This is a genomic window from Hydrogenivirga sp. 128-5-R1-1, from assembly GCF_000171895.1.
The window spans coordinates 1-3,030 of sequence record NZ_ABHJ01000084.1; the positions used below are offsets into that span (position 1 = coordinate 1).

General features: G+C 31.2%; 6 protein-coding genes and 1 pseudogene. All 7 read right to left on the reverse strand.

Annotated features, from left to right (window positions below):
• On the reverse strand, positions 1–711 hold a 711-nt coding region (locus tag HG1285_RS05070), incomplete at its 3' end, for a Mur ligase family protein (RefSeq protein ID WP_008288484.1).
• A 103-nt stretch (positions 712–814) separates the two neighbouring features.
• Positions 815–1,018 carry a hypothetical protein gene (locus HG1285_RS05065; protein ID WP_008288485.1) on the reverse strand — a complete coding sequence of 68 codons (204 nt, stop codon included), beginning with the start codon at positions 1,016–1,018 and terminating at the stop codon, positions 815–817.
• Positions 1,015–1,617, reverse strand: coding sequence for a methyltransferase domain-containing protein (locus HG1285_RS05060; RefSeq protein ID WP_008288486.1), 603 nt, complete (start codon positions 1,615–1,617; stop codon positions 1,015–1,017). The genes HG1285_RS05065 and HG1285_RS05060 overlap by 4 nt, the downstream gene beginning before the upstream one ends.
• On the reverse strand, positions 1,610–2,005 hold the full coding sequence (locus tag HG1285_RS20640; RefSeq protein ID WP_008288487.1) for an RNA methyltransferase: 396 nt from the start codon (positions 2,003–2,005) through the stop codon (positions 1,610–1,612). The genes HG1285_RS05060 and HG1285_RS20640 overlap by 8 nt, the downstream gene beginning before the upstream one ends.
• A gap of 53 nt (positions 2,006–2,058) precedes the next feature.
• On the reverse strand, positions 2,059–2,355 hold the full coding sequence (locus HG1285_RS20645) for an RNA methyltransferase substrate-binding domain-containing protein (RefSeq protein WP_008288488.1): 297 nt from the start codon (positions 2,353–2,355) through the stop codon (positions 2,059–2,061).
• A 100-nt stretch (positions 2,356–2,455) separates the two neighbouring features.
• Positions 2,456–2,722 carry a hypothetical protein gene (locus HG1285_RS05055; protein WP_008288489.1) on the reverse strand — a complete coding sequence of 89 codons (267 nt, stop codon included), beginning with the start codon at positions 2,720–2,722 and terminating at the stop codon, positions 2,456–2,458.
• Positions 2,719–3,030: pseudogene (locus HG1285_RS05050) on the reverse strand (methionyl-tRNA formyltransferase); the annotation flags it as partial. The gene HG1285_RS05055 and the pseudogene HG1285_RS05050, both read right to left, overlap by 4 nt.

Genomic DNA, 3,030 nt, shown 5'->3' on the forward strand with positions numbered 1-3,030 from the left:
ATAGACACTGTTTATATTTGTATCTGCATTTTCATATCCAAAGGTTTTAATGTTTTTCTCGTTTATATTAAGCCATTTGGGAGCTATTTTAAAATCTGCCGTTTTAAGTATATTTTTCTTTTCCTGTAAAACCCCTTCAAATCCTCCAAGCCCTTCTGTATGACCGTATCCAACATTTGTTATTACTGCAATATTCTGATTTAAAATATCTGTTAAATATGAAATATCACCTTTTTTACTTGCCCCAAGCTCAAAAACGCCATACCTATAATTTTTATCTATATTTGCAAGGGTTATTGGAAGTCCTATCTGATTGTTATAGTTTCCTTTTGTGTAGTAAACTGGATAAAAGTACGATAAAAGATAAGATAAAATTTCCTTCGTTGTTGTTTTTCCTGCCGTTCCTGTTATTCCTATTTTTATGTCTATGAAATCTTTTTTGTACTTTGCAATATCAGTTAAAGCTTTTAATGTATCATCAACAACTAATACATTACTCTTTTCAATATTTTTTGAGGAAAAACTGCCGAAAGCTCCTTTTTTAAAAACTTCATCTATAAATTGATGACCATCTACATTATTTCCTTTTAACGGAACAAAAAAGTCTCCTTTTTTTGCCTGTCTTGAGTCTATAATAAATCTATTGACTTTTTTATTACTTAAGTTTTTAAATTTAGCACCAGTTATATTGGCTATTTGATGTAAATTCATACTTAATTAACTGTGTTTTGGCTTTATCCAGAAAGCTATTAAAAAACCTAAAAAGATAACAGATATTATAGATAATGCCGCAAATATTAATCCTGTATCCATTTTATTTTTCCTCTTTGTTTTCTATACTTATTTGATAGGACAATATAAATATTACCGCTACTATAAATAATATAGCAATTAATCCAAGTATCAACCAAGGCAGATTTTCAGGTTTATAATTATATGCTATACCGACTTCTCCTATTAAAAGAGCTATAAGTATGTTCCAGATTTTATCTAAAGCTATCTCTTTAGGATTTTTCATTTCCTTCCAATGGCTAAAAATACAGGATAATCTTTTCCTTCCTTGTTTATGACATTAACTGTAAATACATCTATATCTTTAAAGCCTGCCCTTTCATACAGCTCTTTAACTTTTTCTTTATCAAAACCAAAGTGATGAACGCCTTCATTATCAGAATGAAAAGTTCCTTCTTCTTCTTCAAGGTCGGCTATCGCAACATATCCACCTTTTTTTAAAGCTTTATAGAGCTTTTTTAAAAACTTTTCCACATTTTTTATATGATGGAGGGTCATGCTACTTACGATAAGGTCGTATTTATCTTCTCCAAGGTGATTTTTTTCTAAATCTTTCAAAATAGGATTTATATTATCAACATTAGCCTTTTCTGCCTTTTCTTTTAAAACATCAAGCATTCCCTGAGAGTTATCTACTGCATCTATTTGCTTTACAAAAGGCTGTATATAAAACGTTAAAAGACCTGTTCCAGCTCCAAAATCCATAACAATCCAGTCTTTAGATAAAAGTATATTATCAATTATTGCCTGTCCTATCTTTTTTGCATTTTCAACTCTTAAAGGTTTTTCATCCCACTCTTTTGCAAGCTGGTCAAATTTACTCATTGTTTCCTACCTCTATCCAGTTTTGTTTTGAAACTTCCCACATACCTATTGCTCCGGCAGATGCAACATTTAAAGATGTTATTTTACCTTTCATTGGAATAGTTGCAATTATATCTGCAAGTTTCAGGATTGATTTAGACGTTCCTTTTCCTTCTGAGCCTAAAACAAGTGCTAAAGGAAATGGAAATTTTAATTTATGTATAGGTTTACCGCCTTTTTCTATGGCAAGTATCCATCCGCCTAACTTTTGAAATTTTTCAAGGCTGTCCCTTAAACTTGAAACTTTAGCTATCGGCAGGTGAAAAACAGCTCCAGCTGAACCTTTTACAACAACTTCATTTATAGGAGCTGACCTTTCTCGTGGTACAACAACTCCGGAAGCTCCCAAAACTTCAGCTGTTCTTATAATGTTTCCTACATTTTGAGGGTCTGTTATGTGGTCTAAAAAACCAAAAAGCCTTTTTCTTCAATAGTTTTTTGCATAAGTTTAGTAGCATCCCAGTAAGAAATAGGGGATACTAAAGCAACTATGCCCTGAGTTTTCTTGGTTCCTGCAAGTTCTTCAACTTTTTTTCTTGGAACTTTTTGAATTTTTATTTTTTTCTCTTCTGCAAGTTTTATGATTTGTTTTGGAATGTGGCTGTCGTGGGCAATAAGAATTTTCTCTAAACTTCTTCCTGATTTTATAGCCTCAACAACAGGATTTCTTCCCCAGATGACAAACTTTTCATTTTCCATTAATCTTTATCCTTCCTTAACTGCAAAAAACAGACTTCCAAATCCCACTAATAGTGCAATAAATACCACTGTCATAATAGTAAACAGGAATAAATCCACTTTAATTCCTCCAGTGATTATTAAATTTTTTAGTTAAATAAATTATTAAAACTATAAGTAAAATTAAGACAGCAGTCAAAATTATCAACATGTACTTATAAACAAGAATATTAAGCTGTACTTTTTCATTTAGCAACTTAAATATTAATGTTCCTTCTCCTGCTCCAACAGTTAATATGGAAATTACAATTGTTCTAATGAGTCCCTCTATAACCTTTGCTTTTTCAATTTCTATCTTTTTAAGCTCTAAATCCTTATCTTTGCTCATTCTGCTCCAAATTTTTCTCCTATTTCAATATGATAGCCTCTTACCGCATCATCAGCAGATATTGCTTTAGAGTTTGGAAACTGCATTTTCTCTATTAAAAGTTTACCTTTTCCAGTTTGTACTACAATTCCTTTTCCTTTAACAATATCAACAATTTCCCCTGCATTTCCATGAGAGTTCTCATCTAAAACCTTAGCTTCTAATATCTTTACTTCTTTATCTCTAAATTTTGTAAATGCTTTAGGCCAGACTTTAAAAGCCCTTATCTGATTGAAAATTTCTCTTGCAGATTTTTCCCAGTTTATCTT